Here is a 20,998-nt window from a genome sequence, read left to right on the forward strand (position 1 = left end):
CCGGACGCTCTGTTTAGTTCATTTATCCCGCTTATGTTATGGGGATAAATAAAGGTTAATTGCTGGTATATTGATGTACCGCTGGTTCTGTTTTCTTGAAAGTTTGGCCATTCCAGGCTTAAAAATGGCCCGCTTCGCTTCACCGACCAGTAAGTGATTTCAACGGGTTTGTGAAAACCATTATTCTACTTTTTTTATATATTGTACTATAATATAATATATAGAACTAAAACAATGAATAAGACTGCTTATTATTGTATTACTCTTTTATTATTGACTTTTTATTCTTTTGGGCAGGTATCAGACTTACACGTCAAAAGATACACCAAGAAGGAGGGATTGTCCAGTAACAATATTACTTCTTTTGCGCAAACTCAGGACGGAAAATTATGGATCGGTACCACCGACGGCTTAAATCGATTCGATGGTTATGAGTTCAAGGTGTTTCGCAATAATCCCGGAGACTCAACAAGCATTAGTGACAATAATATTACGGCTCTTTTTGTAGACCACCTTGGTAGTTTATGGGTAGGTACTGAAAATACAGGACTCATTAGATACCATCCTGAAAGCGAAAGTTTTGAAAGATTTGCTCATGCTCCTTATCAAAGTAATACGATCAGTCACCCTTACATAACTTGTATTAAGGAGGATTTCAACCAACAACTTTGGGTTGGGACTATTATGGGGCTGAACTTATACCGTAGAGCCGAAAATGATTTTAAAAGATATTTTTTTGAAACAAGCCTGCTGCTGGATGATAAGTCAATGGCGCGGTTAAAGAAGGTTGACATCCCCAATGGAATATTATCCCGGCTTTCCTTTATGAAAGACTCTATATTTTCTAATCAGGTATTATTTAATTCTGCCTTGCAACAGCTATTTGATGAAAGAGAATTGACGGTTTTTAAGGATGATATCTACCGCAGTTGCCACGTTCAACGAAATGCTTCACATATTAGAGTAATAGAACCCGATACAAAGGGAAACCTTTGGGTAGGTTATGATGATGCCGGATTAAGCTATTTTAACCCACACACCAATCATTTGATCAAGTTTGATAATGAGCTGGAATCCGCTAAAATGGAAAAACAACGAATAGGAGCGCTGCTGGCCGATACCGACGTTCTTTGGATTGGCTTTCTGAACGGTTTTTTGTATAAGCTGGATATAGCATCAGGTAAGTTAGAAAAGATAGCATTGCCCGGTGATCCGGGCAGTATCGAAACCTTACTGAAAGATAAACAGCGTTCAATTTGGATAGGGGATAACTCAGGGTTGTATCGCAAAAAAAAGGAGGATATATTTTTTACATCCTACTTAATTGATCCGTTGAACGAGTGGGGCGTTTCAACTCATTCGGTGAAAACGATTTTTCAGGATAACCAGGATAACATTTGGTTAGGCATCGTTCAGGGAGGAATTAACCAGATTTTGAGCGATATACCGTTCAGTACCTATAGTAATAGCCGGTCCAGTGATTTTCGGCTGACTAAAAATTCTGTTTCAAGTGTATTAGAAGACTCAAAAGGACGTCTATGGATTGGATACTATACGGCAGGAATAGATCTCTGGGATAAAACGGACAGTACGATCAGACACTTTGAATATAGTAAAAGCGATCCGTTTTCATTGGGGAAAGGCACTGTTTTCTCCATATTCGAGGATAGTGAGGGGCGTATTTGGGTAGGAACGTATGAAGGAGGGTTACAGGAATACATTCCTTCCTTAAACCGTTTTGAATCTCACCTTTATGATCCGGCAAAGGACAATACTATTTCAGGCAATGATGTACGTTGCATCAAAGAAGATCGTGACGGCAACCTGTGGCTGGCAATTCATGGGGGTGGTGTGAATAAATTTCAGAAGTCCACAGGCACCGTTACCCGGTATTATGCTGATTACCTTAATTGGGAAAATGCATTAAGCGACAATTGGGTCTATACCCTTGAAATTGGTCGTGAAGGGAATGTTTGGATCGGCAGTGTGGCTGGCCTTACAGTATTTGCACCTGAGAAGAATCAATTTCTGACATATAATACTCAAAACAGCGATTTAAGTCATGATAAGGTGAGAGTGCTGCATGAAGATACTAATGGCATAATCTGGATTGGCACTGAAAGCGGTTTAAATAGATTCAATAAAGCAGATGGTTTATTTAGTATGGTCACATCAGAAGATGGGTTGATTGATAATACCGTTACTGGAATTGTATCGGACTGTAATGATCACTTATGGGTATCTACCAAAAACGGTTTGTCAAAAATAGACGTTGTGACTGAGGATGTACACTCATTCACAGAGTCCGATGCATTTGAATCAAATGAATTTTTTGCAGGTGCTCATACCGTTGGAAAGGACGGGGCCTTGTATTTCGGAGGGTTTCAGGGTTTGCTTACACTACATCCGGATGCGTTAGAGCTTAAGGACCCGGAAATCCTGTTAAGTCTTACAGGGGTCAGCATAAACCATAAAAACAACCATCAATTACTGCAATCAACCGATCCTTATGGTTGCTGTAGTACTACATTGCACTATAACCAGAATCATATCAGGTTCAATTATGTAGGGATCAACTTTCAACACTCAAGGCACATACAATACGCTTATCAACTGGAAGGGTTTGACAGAAGCTGGAATTATGTAGACAATAGCAAGGAAGCCACCTATTCCAATTTACCCCCCGGAAAATACAGGTTTATGCTCAAAGCATCGGTGGGAAACAATCAGTGGATAGAACCTCAAATGCTCATGAGATTTGAAATTGATCCGCCATTCTGGAAAACATGGTGGGCTAAGTTGTTTTATATTGTGCTGATAATAGTTTGGATAGCTATTTATAAATGGTACGTAATCAGGAAAGAACGCAGGAAAAGTGACCTAAAATTTGCACTTTTTCAAAAAGACCTTAAAGAACAGCTTGATTCGCTCAAAATCAAATTTTATGCTGATATTTCAAAAGAACTACAATCTCCATTTAACCTTATCAGACGACCGTTACAAAAGCTTATCTCTGAAAATGATTCCATTTCTCCGGAAACCCGTATGACGTACTTTAAATTAATTAGTCAAAATGCGAGAAAGGTGATCACGCTGATAGAACAACTATCTGATATATCAAGGTTTGATACTGTTTCAACACAGTTGAGCGTTTCTAATTATGATATTGTTCATTACTGTCAACAATTGTCGGACGTATTCAGAAGTAAAGCGGACAAACGTCATTTGGGGCTTGTATTTGAGAGTAATAAAGAAGCAGCTGAAGTATTTTTTGACGTTGCAAAACTTGAAAAGATAATGCATTCTTTGATTTCTTACGCTGTTCAACGAGCCCATCCAAATAGTCAGGTTAAAATTGGTCTTGAACTACATACGGTGGAATCACCAGAGTTACCCAGTGGTTTGAAAAGAGTTAAAAAGGCCTTGGAGTTTGCTAAAATTACAGTAGGTCATGCCTGCCTGCCCATGACGGATCAAAAAGAAGGAGTGGATGATTTTAGGGAGGAAGAACAAATCGTAGAAACAAACTATGCTATGGCGTTGGTCAAACAATTAACCGCAGTACATCTTGGCACATTCAACTTGTCTATGGACGAAGAAAAAACAAATTATACGGTTTGGCTTCCGGTGGATAAAGATGTATTTAAGACCGGGGAATTCATACCGGTTCCTGATGTAGACGTAAGAATGCTGGAACTCAAATCTTATCTGAGTTCAGAACTTCTGGAAGATCGCTTTGCGGAGGTCCACTCATTTTCTGAAAATACTGCCAATCCCCGTTATGACGATTCTCCCTTCATGGTCCAGCTGTATGAAATCGTGGATGCGCAATTGGCCGATGATCAATTCGGACCGGAACATTTGGCTGATTATATGAACCTGAGCAGGTCGCAATTGTATAAAAAGGTGAAGTCATTTACCAAACTTTCCGTAAGTATACTTATCAGAAACAGGAGGTTATCAAAGTCATTGGAACTACTGAGCTACATGGAGCATAACATCTCGGAAATAGCCTACGCCGTTGGCTTCAGAGACCCCGGGTATTTCACAAAATGCTTCAAGGAGATGTATGGTAAATCTCCTTCCGAATTTGTACAGGCAGACGGAACTTAAGGCACTCGTTTTAGTAAACCATTCCTTTATTTGATATCTCAAAAAATGCCTTTAATGATTATTCAGAGAGGTTAAGAGACAATATTCCAATCATGAGACAATAATCCAAGTGGCATTTTAGTCCCAGTATTCGATACTTTAATCAACATCATTCCATAGAGAGAGCGATACATTTGATTTAAGTAAACCAAAAATCAAATCATATGAAAAACACCAACTGTTGGATGGTATTTACCATTCTTCCACTCCTGATGCTGGTTATAAATTTCAGCTCTGCACAGGAGTACAACTATGGAGAAGTATTACAGAAATCACTCTTCTTTTATGAGGCCCAACAATCCGGGAAGTTACCGGCCTGGAACCGCGTATCATGGCGCGGAGATGCAAATGTAAATGATGGACAAATTGAAGGAATTGATGTGTCCGGCGGATGGCATGACGCGGGAGATCATATTAAATTCGGATTGCCTATGGCGTTTTCCGTGACAGCGCTCAATTGGGGCTTCCTGGAATATCAACAGGCTTATGTTCAATCTAACCAGGATGAGATATTCAAGAATAATATCCGCTGGGTCACTGATTATTTCATCAAATGTCATATCGGGCCTACAGAATTTGTGGCACAGGTTTCAGATAAATCTACAGATCATTCACTTTGGGCAGCGGCAGAACTCACTGAGTTATATACCGCGCGAAAATCATACAGCGTGACTGCTGCCAATCCTGGCACAGATGTAGTCTGTGAAACAGCCGCCGCCCTGGCATCTGCCAGTATTATTTTTAAAGACAGTGACCCTGCCTATAGTGCAGAACTCATTGATCATGCCGTTTCGCTGTACAATTTTGGAGATCAGTATCGCGGATTTTATACCGGAGCGGTGCCGGCGGATTGCTGTTATCCTTCCGGAAACTACTTTGATGAACTGGTATGGGGTGCGCTGTGGCTTTATAAGGCTACCGGTGATATCCAGTACCTGCAAAAGGCCGAAGCCGAATATGACAATATGATCAACAACCCGGCAGGCAGGCCTGTGGATTACCTCTGGAGCCTGGTATGGGAGGATAAGTCGTATGGCAGCTTTGTGTTATTGTCGATGCTTACTGATAATCAAAAGTATAAGGATGATGCAGAAAGACATCTCAACTTCTGGACAGATGAGATCACCTATTCCCCGGGAGGGCAGGCATGGCTATTTCAGTGGGGATCTTTAAGGCATTCAGCCAATGCAGCCCTTACAGCCTTCATTTATGCGGATAATGTGGCCACTCCCAACAAGGCCAAATACATTAATTTTGGCGAACGTCAGATAAACTATATCCTGGGTGACAACCCTGATAACAGAAGTTATGTGATCGGTTTTGGTAATAACCCGCCCAAAAACCCTCACCATCGTAGTGCACATGGCTCCTGGGAGGGTACCGATCGCGGTCTGCCCATACCGGCGGCGCATACATTATACGGTGCATTGGTAGGAGGGCCCGGAGCTGCAGATGATCAGCACACGGATGTTACTACCGATTTCCAGGAGAACGAGGTGGCCGTAGATTATAATGCTTGTTTCCAAGGCGCTATTGCCCGGATGCAGCAAGTGTATGGCGGTACACCACTGGCAAATTTCCCTGTAGATGAAGTGCCCGGCCGTGATGAGATATTTTCAAGTACCAAATTGAACAGCCTGAATGCTACAAGTGCTACCATCTCCATGGATGTGAGCAACTATTCAGCCTGGCCCGCACGGACACTTACAGGTCCTTCGGTAAGGTATTACATGGATATCTCCGAGTCAGTAGCAGCCGGATATTCCATCAATGACTATGACATTTCTTTATCGTTTGGTGAAGGCGGAGCCACATTTGCGGGGCCTATAGTGGTGGATGCGGCCGCTAATACTTATTATGTGGAGGTTACCTGGGCGAGCGATGTTATAATAGCGCCTGCCGGTTATAATAACAATGCAAAAGAAGCGCAAATACAGATCAGGGTAAATACGGGTGTACCTTTTGACCTTGGCAATGATTGGTCAGGCAGCGATTTGACCAGTACCGCACAAGTCATTGCTAACATACCTATTTATGAAGGCGGGGTATTAGTCGGTGGGCAGGAACCTGGCCCGGCAGGACCTTCTTATACAATCACTGCGTCAGCACAAACCGGGGGAACCATCTCGCCAAATGGTGTAGTTACCGTTGCTGAAGGTGGTAGCCGTACTTTTATAATTACCGCCAATAATGGATTCGAGATAGATAATGTAACCGTTAATGGGGATACCGTTGGAGCTGTTGCAAGCTATACATTTACCAATGTTCAATCCAATGGTACCATTGTGGCAAGTTTTGCCGAAGTGATCGTTCCTACCTATACCATTACTGCCACTGCAGGAATCGGAGGGTCGATAAGTCCGGTGGGAAGCGTAATAGTGTCAGAAGGTAACGACCAGGTATTTACGATTAGTCCTGACCCTGGATTTGTTATTGACGATGTCCTGGTAAATGACATTTCTGTGGGGAATGTAGCTACGTATACTTTTGCAAATGTTATCTCCGACCAGACCATTTCAGCATCTTTTATAGCAGGCAATCAGCGTCCGGTAGCACGTGCGTCAGCTACTCCTGTTTCCGGTGCAGCGCCATTAACCGTGGACTTTGATGGTAGTGGTTCTACCGATCCGGAAGGAGATGTACTCACCTACAGTTGGGATTTTGGTGATGGCGCTGTGGCCAGTGGTGTAACGGTTACTCATATTTATGCCTTGGCAGGAAGCTATACGGTTATACTTACGGTCACAGATGTTTCAGGGGGAGTTGGTAGTGATACCATAGCCATATCCGTTACCGGTGATGGTGGTCCGTGTGCCTTTGATACCCCACGACCTACGCCGTTGCCTACCGGACATACCTCTTTTGACCATATTTTTGTAATAGGTACAGGAGGGCCGGACCTATCCAATGTATCGAATTTCACCATTAACTGGGACCTGGAAAATAACGGTCTTTGGCAGTTTTCCATGAATACCAATAATGGTATTCCCAGCTGGTGGAATGATTTAAGGGCCAACATGACTTACCAGTTTTCTTCTCCACAACCGGACCTTAGTTTTGTAAATACAGGCTTCCAGGGAATGGACGGTGATTATTATGTAACCTGGGACAACGGTAATTTCGTAATGGTCTCAAAAACGGTGGATTTTACGATCTATTGCTCTACATCTGCAACACCTCCTGATTGTTCCGTATCCAATGCAAGAAAGCTTGCCGATGGCAGCTCTGTCGTTAGCGGAATCCAGGGCCTTTCGGTTTATCCCAACCCATTCAATGAGTCCATCCAAATTGCCTTACCGGACAGACACGTTGAGTCGATCACTGTGTTCGATGCGATGGGAAAAGAGATGTTACGACTAAACCATGAAGAAATTTCTGACAGGCAGGTAATTGAACTAAGTCCAAAGTTCAAAAAGGGGCTGTACATGCTACACATCGAAGGAGCAGATTGGCTGGAAGTATTAAAAGTACTAAAGAACTAACCGGTAGAGGGAGCATTAAGCCCCCTTTTTATCAACTAAATCAAATAGCAATATGAAAATATTAAAAACCAACCGTCTATTGTTTTGGGTAATGTGTCTGATGTTTTTAACCATGCATCAGGTCAGCGGCCAGCAATGCACAGGCAATTATCTGACTGCTTCAGGAAATAAACTATATGATGCGCAGGGAAAAGTAGTAAGATTAACCGGTATCAACTGGTTCGGGTTTGAAACATCCAACAGGGCTCCTCATGGATTATGGAGCCGTGACTGTAAGAGTATGTTGATGCAAATCAAAGACCTGGGATTCAACTCCATAAGAATTCCGTGGAGTAATGCTATCCTGGAACCGGGAGCCACCATGTCCGGGATCAGTACCGCTCCTGTCCCTGATCCGTATACGGGAAGAATACTTAATGAGGTAGAAGGAAGTCTGACAGACCCATTGGACCTGCTGGACCTGATGGTAGATTACTGCCAGGAGCTGAACCTGAAGATCATCCTGGATAACCATTCCAGGCAGCCGGATGGATACCTTTCCGAAGAGCTATGGTATACAGACATTACGCCTCATGAAAAATGGATTGAAGATTGGGTATTTCTGGCAGATAGATATAAGAACAAGGACGCTGTAATCGCCATGGACATTAATAACGAACCTCATGGCAAGAACGGAAACGGCTCAAGGTGGGGGAGTGGTGATATAACCTCAGACTGGAGGCTTGCAGCAGAAGCCTGTGGAGACGCTATACTGGCAGTAAACCCCAATGTACTCATTATGGTGGAAGGTGTGGAAGAATTTGAAAATGAAACCTATTGGTGGGGAGGTAACCTGAAAGGCGCCGCCAGTTACCCGGTAAGGCTTTCAGACCCTTCCAAACTGGTGTACTCACCGCATGAATATGGTCCCACGGTATTCCAGCAGACCTGGTTTAGTGATCCCACTTTTCCAGGTAATATGCCAGCCATCTGGGAAGCCAACTTTAACTACCTGCATACACAAAACATTTCTCCCTTGTTTGCCGGTGAATTCGGCATTAAAACACAGGGTGGGGTAGATGAGGTTTGGTTTGATACCTATTTGGCATTTATGGGTGAAAAAGGATATTCGTGGAGCTTTTGGTGCTGGAACCCTAATTCAGGGGATACAGGAGGCATCCTGACGGATGACTGGAGCTCGATCCATGATTGGAAAATGAATAAGTTGATCCCCCATCTGGATGCAGAGATCCCGAACGGTATCGGGACCGGATGTGGTACAACTTTTGAAATTACGGCCACAGCGGGTTCCGGGGGCAGTATTTCCCCTGTCGGATCAGTGGTTGTTCCTGAAAACAGTGACCGCTCCTTTGTCATTACGGCCTCTTCCGGATACGCGATCGATGATGTGCAGGTGGATGGCGTGTCTGTAGGAAATGTTGGTAATTACACTTTTAGTAATGTTACGGTTAACCATACGATTAGCGCGAGTTTTGTGCTTGACAATACTTCTTCCGAATATCCCGCCGGATCACCGGTTGCCATTAACGGAAAACTCAGTGTCTCAGGTAATCAGATGGTCAACGAGTGTGGAAATACAGTTCAATTACGAGGAATGAGCACGCATGGACCCCAGTGGTTTGAAAACTGCTATACCACCGGTTCATTAGATGCACTTGTCAACGATTGGGGCATTGATATATTCAGGATTGCCATGTATGTGGAAGAAGGTGGGTACGTGAATAACCCGGATTACTGGAAGAACTGGATTGACAATATGGTAGACGAATGTGCCAGCAGAGGAATCTATTGTATGATTGACTGGCATGTATTAAACCCGGGAGATCCGAATGCCAATATTGTAGCTGCCAGGGATTTTTGGTCTTATATGTCAGCCAAACACACAGGTAAAAAACATGTTATCTATGAAATAGCCAACGAACCTAACGGCGTTACCTGGCCGCAGGTAAAGACCTATGCTGAAGACATTATTCCAAGGATCAGGGCAAACGACCCGAGCACAATAGTAATTGTAGGAACACCTACCTGGAGCCAGGATGTGGATGTGGCGGCAGCCGATCCTTTGAATTACAGTAACCTGATGTACGCCCTGCACTTCTACTCCGGTACACACACAGACTGGCTGCGGGCTAAGGGAAATACTGCGCTGAATGCCGGACTCGCACTATTTGTCACCGAGTTTGGTACTAGCCAGGCTACGGGTGATGGAGGACCTTACCTAGCTGAAACTCAGAATTGGATGGATTGGATGAGTGATAATAAGGTCAGTTGGATCAATTGGAGTTTTGCCGATAAAGCAGAAGTGTCTGCTGCATTGAATCCGGGAGCATGTTCTTCAGGCAGCTGGAACAATACCTCAACATCAGGAGCTTTTATCAAAGACCATATACTGGTCCCCGCGGATAATTTTGCTTGTGGAGGTACCGGAAACCAGGATCCGGTGGCAGTGGTTACGGCGTCACCTCAGACAGGTGAAGCGCCATTATCCGTACTTTTTGATGCTTCAGGCTCCAGTGATCCCGATGGCGATGTATTGAGTTACTCATGGAGTTTTGGAGATAATAGTTCAGGTACTGGTGTATCGCCAAGTCACATGTATACTAATAGCGGTGCATATACAGCTACAGTGACGGTGACGGACAATAAAGGAGGGGTCGACCAGGCAAGTGTTGTCGTTTTAGTTACCGGAGGTTCTACAGGTTGTGATTTCGGTACACCTGCCGCTTCACCTTTAGCTACAGGACAAAATGCCTACAACTATGCGCATGTATTGGGTGCCGGTGGTCCGGACCTGTCCAACGTTTCCAATTTTACGATTAACTGGGATCTGGAGAATAACGGATTATGGCAGATATCCATGAATACGTCGAATGGGATACCCGGTTGGTGGATAGATCTAAGGGCTTTTGCAACGCAGACCTTCAATGGTACGCAGCCTGATCTGAGTTTTTCCGGGACGGGTTTTCCAGGGTTAGATGGGGATTACTATGTAAATTATGTGGGAGGTGATCTGGTGATGGTTTCAAAGACCGGATCGTATACTATCTACTATTCTAATTCAGCAACACCCCCTGATTGTGGCCCGGCTGGCACTGCTTCAAACCGAATCGGTTTAACTATTGGGGAAGGCGAGGAGGCATCAAGCATGCGTGTTTATCCTAATCCGTTTACTGATGTCATTCAAATTGAGGTAGCCGACCCTCAGGAAGTAGAATCCATCGGCTTGTTCAACCAGGCGGGTCAACGTGTAGAATCGTTAGTGATCACTGAAGGGAACCTTATTAAATTAAGGTCAGATATTCCAGGAGGTATGTATTTACTTAAGATCAATACGTTTAAGTCTTCTATGATCATTAAAGTAATGAAACAATAACCTATGAATTATCACCATAAAAGAGCTTAACCCAAGCTCTTTTATGGTGTGTTTTCAATATCCTAATTTGTTCGGCTTGAGCAGTTCGTTTTTTCGGGTTTTGAAGGACATAAACGGTTGCTTCAGAGGTGTAGTGTGATCTTAACACAGTCTCCTGAAATTTCCTTCTGCGTATTCAAATTCATTCGATGGATAATGTTGAGCATTTCACGATTGGATGAAAGCACTTCGGCAACTACCTGCTGAATGTTTAAGAATTTCCCGATTTGGAGGAGATGGTTTAATAATAAAGTGGCAATTCCCAGGCCATGGAATTCTTCGTCAATAGTGATCGCTGCTTCGGCGGTTATTAAACCGGCGTCAGGTAATACGACAAACCTTCCAACCCCCACAGGTTTGTTAGCAGGGTGAAATTCTGCCACCAATGCGACGTGATGAATAAAATCAACCTCTGTTAGATCCTTCAATTCCGCTTCAGTGAGTTCTTTACGATATCCTAAAAACCGGCAATATACAGATCGGGGGCTTAACCTTTTAAAACCATTTTTTAACGCTAACTTATCTGAAGGTCTGATGGCCCTGATAAGAATTTCACAGCCGTGAAGGGATGTATCCAGCTTGTGGTAGTGACTTAAATTGTGGCTTTCATTTTTGCAAAACGGAGGGATAGCGTGCAGGTGACTGGTCATTCTTTTTGGCTTACATGCTCTCAAAAAATCTGTTACATCACTATGATTAAAGACGGGTTGCATGGCATGACAATCCAGGAGTTTCTTTGATCCTTATGCGTTCCCTGTGAAAACGAAGCTATCCTTAAAATAGCCTGCATTCTAAATCCTCCTCTGTTAGTTTTAAGTCTTACGGGTTTGTAAGTGGGGGTTCCACAGCGCTTCATGTAAACGTTTACTGCACTATGGGTTTTAATTTAATCCTTTTGATAAGAGAAGGAACTCCGGTTTACTAAAACTACTTCTTTGTCATTATCCTGACACTCAATGCCTCATGACATTATAAAATTACATAACCTTACAGTTAAATAAAATGACGTAAGTCACGTCGGATTTTTCTGACTACAGGACAGGTAGATTTTAAAATTTACCTGGCTTTAATAACTTGTATTGCACTAACAGGCATGTACTAACCCAATATTGATGGATGAAACTGATTAATAAGCGAAGGTGGCAAATCATTAAGACCTATTGCATAGGATGGACTTTGGCGTTCGTATTTTTAAGTATTGTCAGGGGAGTAGGTACGACAGAAATGGGGTCGGTTAAGTTTGATTTGTGGACCAGCTTGCTTATATCCATTACCACAGGACCTGTTTTTGGGGCTATCTCAGGTTATGCACAAATACTTACGGAAGAACGTATCTACAAACGCCTGTCCATTCAAAGACTACTGGTCCTTCGGGTGATATACGCTTTCTTCTTCCTGATTATCCTACTTGTGGTGTTTTATGTTATCTGTACATTGTTTCTTGGATTAAACCTGGGGCTACTCGAATTTGCTACAGAGCCCGGAAGTTTCCCCATCTATTTTTATATCCTGTCGGTAGATTTTTTTATGGCAGTATTAAGACAGGTGAATTTGCTGATTGGAGACAACAACTTTAGTAAGCTCTTGCAGGGAAAATTCTACACTCCCAGGGAAGAAGAAAGGGTTTTTATGTTTCTCGACCTCCAGTCTTCCACACAGCTTGCAGAAAGGTTAGGTCATATTGACTACAGCAGGATGATCCAGGACTGCTTCAATGATCTTGGTGTAGTAGTGGAAAATGAAGCCGAGATCTATCAATATGTGGGAGACGAGGTAATACTTACCTGGCAGTTACAAGATGGATTGCGACGACAAAACTGTATCAACGCGTATTTTAACTTCAAGCGACAATTAGATAAGAAAAAGGAGTACTATCTGAAAGAATATAATTGCCAACCATTTTTCAAAGCGGGAATGAATGCCGGTATTGTCACCGTAACGGAGGTAGGTAAATACAAAAAAGAAATAGCCTATCATGGCGATACCATTAATACTGCCGCCAGAATTCAGGCTAAATGCAATGATTTTGGACAAGAGCTGTTGATCTCGGAGTACTTAAAGGACAAATTGGATGCAAATGGGTTTGTATTTGACAGACTGGGGAAAATTGACCTGAAGGGGAAGACGAATGGAGTGTTCGTCTATGCAGCTTCTGAAGATGATGGACGATCCTAAAAGCTGTTTCAGAGGATCAGCAGTCCGCTCCGCCGAATGTCGTGGAACGTTTCGCTGTCCAGCCATTCATCGAAATCGCCAGGGTGGGCGGCTTCAAATGAGCGCTGAAATTTATCGAAAGTGACTTTCTTGCAGTCTGGTCCCGCGTTTTTCAGAAAGGGCACCAACCAGTCTGCAAGGCTTTTAATCATTGTTATGACCGTGGAATCTGTATTGGTTTCAAACCTTAAAGCTACTTCGTTTGATCCCACGAGTTGAATGCCCGGATCTACGGCCACATGGCCAATCCAAAGCAACCTGGAATGAGCATTGACCTCTGTGTCTTCATAGCTTTCCAGAATATCTTCAATGTAATTTTCAGGTATGGATGTATTTGGTGCTTTGAAATCAAACCATTCACTCAGATGAAAATCAAAGCCAATGCCATGCATATAGTTAAAAAGGGATTTTCTTAATCCCTCTGAGAATACTTCATGTGTGGTACCGGACGGGTCTTCATGTACCAGGTCATTAACGGCAAATCCACCCGGTTCGGGTCCTGTCTGAGTCACCTGATATGATTCAGGTGACATGCCCACTGGGCTGTGTGCTGTCATGGCAAACTGATGCCAGAAGCCGCTTTGTAACACCCCATGAAAGAACAGTTGTCGCACCATTTCCAGGGAATCGACCGTTTCCTGGGCATTTTGGGTGGGAAACCCGTACATGAGGTAGGCATGTACCATAATGCCGCTATCGGTAAAGTTACGTGCTACCTGGGCCACCCGGGCTACTGAAACACCTTTTTTCATGAGTTCAAGCAATCGGTCCGAAGCTACCTCCAGACCTCCCGATACTGCTATACAACCGGAGGCTTTCAGCAGGTTACAAAGGTCCGGGGTAAAATGTTGCTCAAAACGTATATTGGTCCACCAACTGATGACGAGGTCTCTTTTCAGGATCTCGATGGCCAGTTCTTTCATAAGGGCAGGAGGGGCTGCTTCGTCTACGAAGTGAAAACCTGTTTCCCCTGTTTGTTGAATGATCACTTCTATCCGGTCACAAATGATGGCAGCGCCAACGGGCTCATAATTTTTGATATAATCCAGCGAGATATCACAAAAAGAGCATTTTTTCCAATAGCAGCCATGTGCCATAGTGAGTTTATTCCATCGGCCGTCACTCCATAGCCGATGCATTGGGTTGGCGAGTTCTATAACGGATAAGTATTGCTTCAAAGGTAGATCGCTGTAATCAGGCGTGCCGGTTTGGCTGAAAGGAATGTCCAATTCCTTTCCATTATTGACATAGATAGCCGATGATTCCCCTTTCATAAATGTTCTTTTGAGCTTTTCTACCGGCCGTTGCCCGTCCAGGTATTCTATGAGGTTGAGCAAAGGTCGTTCTCCGTCATCCAGTGTGATAAAATCTACATAATCGAATACCCGGTGGTCATGGAGTGAGCGTAGTTCCGTGTTTGGATAGCCACCCCCCATAGCCACTTTAATGCCAGGATAAGTCTGCTTAACGAACTTTCCTATACGTAATGCACCGTATAGATTTCCGGGGAAGGGGACCGATAAGCAAATTAGGGTAGGATGGAAGCAGGCTATTTTCTCTTTAAGGATATCTAAACTTAGTTCGTCTATAAGTGAAGCGGGATCATCGAGCGCTTTTAGCAATGGATCAAAGGAAGAAGCCGACATGCCGAGGCGCTCTGCATACCTGCTGAAGCCAAAATGCGGATCATGGACTTCTTTGATAAAATCACCCAGGTCTTCAAGGTAAAGCGTGGCAAGGTGCCTGGCCTTGTCCTGCACCCCTAATGTGCCGAAGGCCCAATCCAGATCATCCAGTTGTTCAAACCGCTTGCCTTCCGGCAGGTAATTCCGTTCCCCGATGGAATACGCAATGGTGGGGTTCTGCTGTTGCAGGAATTTTATAGTGGGTTCAATGGTATGTATATAGCGATTCTTCAGTGTTAACGTCCTTTGTGCATGCGCAGAAAGGTCAGCTTCTGAGCTAACTTCTTCAAAAAGACGTGTCAGGCAGGTCTTTGTGAAAAGACGATTGATGACTTCAATACCTGCATCCACCTGGTGAGATGCGATGCTCTTTGTATTCAGAAAACCTTTTAAATAACAAGTACCCGGGTAGGGGGTATTAAGCTGAGTAAAAGGAGGGGTAACAAGAAGCACAGACTGCACGGACATAAAGGATCTTTTCAAATGCAAATATGGCTGATTTCATTGCTATTCAAGCTATTCCTGTTCAACCTTCTCCTGCATGATAAAACTTAAAGCTTAGTATTTTTCAAACAATTGGAAACAATGCTTTGAATTAATCGAAAAAGCATTGGAAATAAATGAATTGGAAACTATGGGAATGTAAATATATTAGAGGGCGAAAGCCAGAACTTATCAGGTAGAATGGAAACACCTCATGTGTTAGTTCTTTATGCAAAAATCACCGGCGAACTATCGGCTAATTGCTGGAATACATATCTTGATCAACTCTCTCAGGACCTCCGGGATAAGGCAACCTCCTATGTAAACTGGAAAGATCAACATGCCTATGTCTTTGGAAAATTACTTTTGATGAAGGCCATTGAAAAATACGGATATCCTCCGGGAGATCTTTCCGGGATCCAATATACGGCGTACCGTCGTCCTTATCTATCCGCTGATTTTGATTTTAATATTTCACACTCCGGAGAATATGTAATGTGCGCTATAGGAGCGGGTTTGAGGCTTGGGATTGACATTGAAGCTGTCAGATCCATTGATTTTGAGGATTTTAGAAATGTAATGACCCCGGGCGAATGGAAAGACATTCATAACGCCAAACATCCGATAACCACTTTCTTCAGGTATTGGACCATCAAGGAAAGCGCCATTAAAGCAGATGGCAGAGGGCTGTCCGTACCGTTGTTAGAAGTTCAGGTACAACGTAGTCATGTACAGTTAGGCGACGCTTCCTGGTACTATCAGGAATTCCATCATATAAAGGGTAGCTGTTTGTCTATAGCTACAGATCATGAAAAGTTTACAGTGGATTGGGAAGAAGTTGATTTTTATGATTAATACATTGAAAATTAGAATCTATACCTGTTTTCTTGAAAGAATACTACGCTCAGCTAGGGTTTTAGATCGTAGCACCACTGCGTTCATGCCACGACCAGTTGGAGAACCTTACTGATAATCTATTTACAATAAGGAAAGATCTATAATTGCGTCATAACTATTTAATACATTGACCAAATTATCCCCTTTATACTTTAATAGTTTCTCTAAGAACTGAGTTTGTCGGTTAAGCTCATTGATCATAAACGGATCTTGTTTTATTTTCACTTCAAAATTTGGGTCATTGTAATCCAACTTCTCTTTTTCTTGGATAAAGATGTCAACTGTATCTCTCATAAGAGATCCAACACTAATGATATGTTCATTTTTTTTATCCTTTAAAAATAATAATGTTTCATAGATTGAGCTACAGGCATCTAGGGCAAAGGATGCATAGATAGTATCAAAATCATTTGTATTCGGGATAACATCATCTATAATTCGCAAAAGCTCTCGTATCTTACCTTCATCATACTCGTCATTAATTAAATAAGCTTCCAAATAATTAAGTGCATCAAGTAGAACATTAATATCTCCCCAGTTTTCTAATTCGTTAAACTTAACATAGTTAGGCAACAACCTTTTACAACACCAATAGGCAAATATTGTCTTTTTCAGGTCTGTAAGTATCGGTAATCGCTTAAATACGTTCGATGAAAATTCATCCATATTCAATTCGTATAATGCCAACTCCAATGTTAACGACTATTTTTCTAATGGAGGAATTCCATCATATAAAGGATAGCTGTTTGTCCATAGCTACGGACCGTGAAAAGTTTACAGTGGATTGGGAAGAAGTGTACTTTTATGATTAGTGTATAAGAAACTGCTGCAAGCTTATGTAGAAACCAAAAGTTAACTCTAGGGGAGGGGTCAATTAAAACTCCTAAAGTTGGCATAGGTAGCCAGGTCAAGCATTTCTTTATCCCCTCTGCTATCTCCATACGCATGAATGGTAGCGAATTCGTCTATGTCTATTACCTCTTTCAGACGATTCACTTTTTCTATTCCGTAACAGTTCGCTCCCATGATCTTACCGGTTAACTTATTTTCATTTACTTCGACCCTGGTGGCTAAAAGGAGATCACAGTGATCTTTTGCCCAATCGGATATCCAGTTTTCAAAGGATGCTGAAACGATGATAATTTTATCTTCATTGGTTTTATGAAACTTCAAACGTTCCATGGCACTGTCCTTAACGTATTTTGGGATTTCATTTTTAGCAAAAGAAGCCCCGAGGCGATTGAACTCGGAAACGGACATTCCTCCAAAGAAAAAAGACATGACCTTTTCCTTGGCCTTCCAGTTAGGGTACACCTTTAACTTCATCAGTATCAGGTAGGGGGATAGCAAAGCAAACCCGATAAACAGCTTGGCACTGCCTTTGGCAAATTGGATAAATTTAATGAATGTGTCTGTTGACGTTATGGTACCATCAAAATCGAATAAGGCCAGATTTTGCGTCACAGTTTTAATCTTTTAAAAATGGCTTCAGGTATGATCTTAATTATCAGCATGATATACCTCCATTTCCATGAAAGGTAGACGGTGTTCTTTTTGGACTGAGCTATGCGATAAATACTTTGGGCCGCTTCCGCCGGTTTTATGGTAAGTAATTTGGGTAAATCCATACCAGCCGTCATTTGTGTGTCCATGAATCCGGGTTTTACCGTGACGACGTGCACACCTTTATGAAAAAGGCGGTTTCTGAGCCCGGACAGGTATGCCGTAAATCCTGCTTTTGCACTGCCATAGGTGTAGTTACTCAGTCTGCCTCTGTCTCCGGCTACAGAACTGATGCCTATAATGTATCCTTTCGATTGCTTTTCATATCGGTTTGCAATAGCGTTAAGCAATGAAACGGGACCGGTATAATTAGCGTCAATGATGGCCCTGGTCATGTCGATACGCTTTTCTGCTAATTCCTGGTCCCCCAGATAACCTACGAAACAAATCGTTAAAAAAGGCAGGTTTCCCATGTTATCGATCAACGGCTTGTGATCCTCAAAGGACAGTATATCCATTACTACAGGTGTACAACTAACGCCATATCTAATGGTTATATCGTTGGAAATAGCTACTACCTTGTCCTCATTGCGGGCCATAAGAACAAGCTCATATCCTTTTTTTGCAAATAAATGAGCCGTTGCTCTGGCGACATCACTTGTAGCGCCAATAATTAAAACACTTTTTTCCATTAAGAGGTAATTGACAATCGTTTTGACAGGTCAGAACCAAATTTCCCCTCGGGATTTAGTTCGGATATAAATTCTAAAAAAGGGCTGCTATTTGCGTAGCCCTGTAGAAATCGTTCGGGTTTCATCCGGGCATCTTTCGATAAGTAGATACGCCCTCCGAGATCATGTACAATTTTATCCAGTTCATCAAGGAACGGAAGCAACCCTTTTTTCATAGGGAAGTCGAGGGCCAGCGTGTAACCTTCCATAGGAAATGATATGTAACTCGGTTGATTACCAAATAGTTTTAATACTGCAAGAAAAGAACCCCAGCCTTTTTTTCTTATACTTTCCAGGATCACCCGGAGGCCTTTTTCACTTTCTTCTATTGGCAAAACAAATTGATATTGAATGAACCCCCGTTTACCATACATTCTATTCCAATGAAGAATGGCATCCAGAGGGTAGAAGAACCCATCGTAATGGTCAACACTTTTGAGTTCCCTGGAACGCTGTTTGTTATAGTATAAAAAATTGAATGCTTTGATCGATAGCGGATTAAGAGCAAAACCAGGAAGGTTAAAAGGCATATTTATTTTCTTCCCGCTTCCTGTTGTCAATACTGATTTTTTTTGGCTGGCATTTAGTTCATCCGGTGTAGCGTGTTCTCCCATCATCATAAGGCTTCTGCCAAATCCCTTACCGCCTTTTAAACAATCGATCCAGGCCATGCTGTAGGTGTATGACTTATACTGATCAAAAAGCGCGATGATTTCACTCAGGTCGCGTGCCTTGATCTGCTGCTTACTAATGTAGCTGGTTTCGATCTTCTTAAGATTGAACCTGACAGTGGTGATAATCCCTGTCAAGCCCATACCACCTCTTGTAGCATGAAATAGTTCAGGCGTAAGTTCTTCCGTGCATGTGATCAAATCACCCTGTGGTGTCTGCAATTGAAATGATGTCACATGATCCCCGAAACAACCATCTACATGATGATTTTTCCCATGAACATCGGAAGCTAGTGCACCTCCAACGGTAATGAATTTGGTGCCTGGAGTAACAGGTAAGAACCAGCCCGCAGGAACAATAACCTCCAGAATTTCGCTTAAAGTAACTCCGGCCTGGCATTCAAGGATACCTTTTTGCCGGTCAAATTCAATGAATAGGTTTTGTTCCAACATCGAGACTATGTTGTCCGATAACGCGGCATCACCGTAACATCTGCCCATTCCTCTGGCGATATAGTTTCTGCCTTCGGTGAGTTGTTCGCTACCCTGCCATTTAATTAGATTGGCGTCTCTTTGAGGGAAATTGTTCCAATTGGTAACCTTTCTATTCATATCTTAAAACTTATGTTCTTAAGGTTATAATGTTTTGTGAGCACTGTTATCATCGATTTTGAGACTGCCTTGCTAGGAAAACAGGATCAGGTCTTTAAAATAGATTAAAAGATAAAAGCTCAATCCCCAGAGTAAAATGACGGACTGTATAAAACGATCTTTAAAAAGCAATTCAGTAGGGGACCCGGTATCATTTTCAACTAAGGCAATTTGCAAGTACCGTAGCAAGCCTGCTAATACAAAAACAGAAGTATAAAACAAACGGTACGTTCCCATTCGTGCTACTACATCCGGAGAAAGCGTGTACATTAAGTAAGCTACAAATATAACCCCGGCCAAAAGTGACATACCTACATTCAGGAAATCTAATGAGTAGTTCTTTGTCACTTTTCTCATATCTTCTCCCGATGCTTTCTTGATCACCAGATCATCCCTTCTTTTCGCAACGGCAATGAATAGCGCCAAGAGAAAAACCATTATGATAATCCAATGAGATAGTGCGATGTTAGTTACTATGGCTCCTGATTTGATCCTGATAACAAAACCTATGGCAACAATAATAATGTCAAGTATCGAAACGGTTTTAAGTTTAAAAGTATAGGCCAGATTGAGGGTAAAATAGATGCCTAACACAAACATGAATTTCACATTGACCGCACTGGCAATAGAGAACCCTGACAGCAAAAGCACAGCTCCGAGCAGGAGGGCATGTTTTTTACTGATGGCGCCACTGGCCAGGGGTCTGGTCTTTTTCTTGGGATGTAGTTGGTCAGCTTCAATGTCCTTGTAGTCATTAATCACGTATATGGTGCTGGCTACAAATGAAAAAGCAAAAAAAGCTAAAATTAACTCTCCAAATACTTCGAAGTGATCAAGACCACCGGAAAAGAAGACGGGTAGGAATAAAAAGAGGTTTTTGACCCAGTGCTTAACCCTTATTAAGCTAATATAGTCCAACAAATCGAATGACTTTAACTGTTGAGCAAAGATATAAATATCAAATTTATCGACAACAAAACTAACATCATGTGTAACAGGTTATTAAACTTTTAACGATCAGATCCGTGGATGACAAGACAACGTGACAGGACTTCTGACAGAATTAGCCTCGACAAACATTTCTGACAGGCCTTACAGGCTGGTTTTTGATGTAACT

General features: G+C 42.5%; 12 protein-coding genes. 5 read left to right on the forward strand and 7 right to left on the reverse strand.

Going from position 1 to position 20,998, the window contains the following annotated elements; all coding sequences use genetic code 11:
- The first annotated feature begins 234 nt into the window (after nucleotides 1-234).
- The 3 genes from FNH22_RS08550 (at nucleotide 235) to FNH22_RS08560 (ending at nucleotide 11,007) form a co-directional block, all read left to right on the forward strand.
- Nucleotides 235-4,113 (forward strand): two-component regulator propeller domain-containing protein, encoded by a 3,879-nt coding sequence (locus FNH22_RS08550; protein WP_143397937.1) that lies wholly within the window; start codon nucleotides 235-237, stop codon nucleotides 4,111-4,113.
- A 203-nt stretch (nucleotides 4,114-4,316) separates the two neighbouring features.
- A complete protein-coding gene (locus FNH22_RS08555) occupies nucleotides 4,317-7,634 on the forward strand; it encodes a glycoside hydrolase family 9 protein (protein ID WP_143397938.1) in 3,318 nt (1,105 codons plus the stop codon).
- Between the two features lie 52 nt (nucleotides 7,635-7,686).
- Nucleotides 7,687-11,007: a cellulase family glycosylhydrolase gene (locus FNH22_RS08560; protein WP_143397939.1), complete on the forward strand. Its 3,321-nt coding sequence runs from the start codon at nucleotides 7,687-7,689 to the stop codon at nucleotides 11,005-11,007.
- Nucleotides 11,008-11,129: 122 nt separating this feature from the next.
- Here the strand turns inward: FNH22_RS08560 and FNH22_RS08565 are convergent, their stop codons facing one another.
- Complete coding sequence (locus tag FNH22_RS08565) at nucleotides 11,130-11,696, reverse strand: GNAT family N-acetyltransferase (protein ID WP_185154131.1); 567 nt, start codon at nucleotides 11,694-11,696, stop codon at nucleotides 11,130-11,132.
- 466 nt (nucleotides 11,697-12,162) lie between these two features.
- Here FNH22_RS08565 and FNH22_RS08570 point away from each other — a divergent pair, with 466 nt between their 5' ends.
- Entirely contained in the window at nucleotides 12,163-13,221 is a 1,059-nt protein-coding gene (locus FNH22_RS08570) for an adenylate/guanylate cyclase domain-containing protein (RefSeq protein WP_143397941.1), read from the forward strand.
- Between the two features lie 8 nt (nucleotides 13,222-13,229).
- On the opposite strand, the gene FNH22_RS08575 is transcribed toward FNH22_RS08570, so the two are convergent.
- Entirely contained in the window at nucleotides 13,230-15,413 is a 2,184-nt protein-coding gene (locus FNH22_RS08575) for a radical SAM protein (RefSeq protein ID WP_143397942.1), read from the reverse strand.
- A gap of 216 nt (nucleotides 15,414-15,629) precedes the next feature.
- On the opposite strand from FNH22_RS08575, the gene FNH22_RS08580 reads away from it, so the two are divergent.
- The gene (locus tag FNH22_RS08580; RefSeq protein ID WP_143397943.1) at nucleotides 15,630-16,283 is read left to right on the forward strand and encodes a 4'-phosphopantetheinyl transferase superfamily protein; all 654 of its coding nucleotides are present in this window, start codon (nucleotides 15,630-15,632) and stop codon (nucleotides 16,281-16,283) included.
- A 123-nt stretch (nucleotides 16,284-16,406) separates the two neighbouring features.
- On the opposite strand, the gene FNH22_RS08585 is transcribed toward FNH22_RS08580, so the two are convergent.
- The 5 genes from FNH22_RS08585 to FNH22_RS08605 all read right to left on the reverse strand — a co-directional run bounded on the left by FNH22_RS08585 (nucleotide 16,407) and on the right by FNH22_RS08605 (nucleotide 20,802).
- Nucleotides 16,407-16,991 carry a DUF416 family protein gene (locus FNH22_RS08585; protein ID WP_143397944.1) on the reverse strand — a complete coding sequence of 195 codons (585 nt, stop codon included), beginning with the start codon at nucleotides 16,989-16,991 and terminating at the stop codon, nucleotides 16,407-16,409.
- Between the two features lie 204 nt (nucleotides 16,992-17,195).
- A complete protein-coding gene (locus FNH22_RS08590; protein WP_143397945.1) occupies nucleotides 17,196-17,789 on the reverse strand; it encodes an HAD-IB family hydrolase in 594 nt (197 codons plus the stop codon).
- Complete coding sequence (locus FNH22_RS08595; protein ID WP_143397946.1) at nucleotides 17,786-18,520, reverse strand: SDR family oxidoreductase; 735 nt, start codon at nucleotides 18,518-18,520, stop codon at nucleotides 17,786-17,788. Before FNH22_RS08595 ends, FNH22_RS08590 begins: the two co-directional genes overlap by 4 nt.
- Nucleotides 18,520-19,842 (reverse strand): FAD-binding oxidoreductase, encoded by a 1,323-nt coding sequence (locus tag FNH22_RS08600; protein WP_143397947.1) that lies wholly within the window; start codon nucleotides 19,840-19,842, stop codon nucleotides 18,520-18,522. The genes FNH22_RS08595 and FNH22_RS08600 overlap by 1 nt, the downstream gene beginning before the upstream one ends.
- A 72-nt stretch (nucleotides 19,843-19,914) precedes the next feature.
- Nucleotides 19,915-20,802 carry a UbiA prenyltransferase family protein gene (locus tag FNH22_RS08605; RefSeq protein ID WP_255518011.1) on the reverse strand — a complete coding sequence of 296 codons (888 nt, stop codon included), beginning with the start codon at nucleotides 20,800-20,802 and terminating at the stop codon, nucleotides 19,915-19,917.
- Nucleotides 20,803-20,998: the final 196 nt, after the last annotated feature.

Origin of the sequence: Fulvivirga sp. M361, from assembly GCF_007097395.1 — a bacterium.
Lineage (GTDB): Bacteria > Bacteroidota > Bacteroidia > Cytophagales > Cyclobacteriaceae > Fulvivirga.